Annotated in this window: 1 protein-coding gene; it reads right to left on the reverse strand. The window is 55.8% G+C overall.

Annotated features, from left to right (window positions below):
* Positions 1–37 precede the first annotated feature (37 nt).
* Positions 38–407 (reverse strand): transposase (locus HX884_RS26805; RefSeq protein WP_139157233.1); only part of this gene is annotated, 370 nt, incomplete at its 5' end.

A 407-nucleotide genomic window follows, 5' to 3' on the forward strand; every position in this document is an offset into this window, starting at 1 on the left:
GTAAGCGTACAGCGAGAACCGTATTGACGGGGATGTGTTATTCAGTTGGCAGTGTGATGCGCCAGGGTAGCAGCTCGCTGACCCGGTTGACCGGCCAGTCAGCTATGACGTCAAGGACATGGCGAAGGTAGCTTTCTGGATCCACGCCGTTCAGTTTGCACGTCCCGATCAGACTGTACAGCAACGCTCCCCGCTCACCACCGTGGTCTGAGCCGAAGAACAACCAGTTTTTACGACCCAGACTGACCATCCGCAGCGCATTTTCAGCGATGTTATTATCGGCTTCGGCCCAGCCGTTTTCTGCATAGTACGTCAGGGCCGGCCACTGGTTCAGGGTGTACGTGAACGCCTTTGCCAGCTCCGAGTGTCGCGACAGCGTTTTCATTTTTTCACGCAACCAGCTTTCC

This window comes from Enterobacter sp. SECR19-1250, from assembly GCF_013391025.1.
Lineage (GTDB): Bacteria > Pseudomonadota > Gammaproteobacteria > Enterobacterales > Enterobacteriaceae > Enterobacter > Enterobacter cloacae.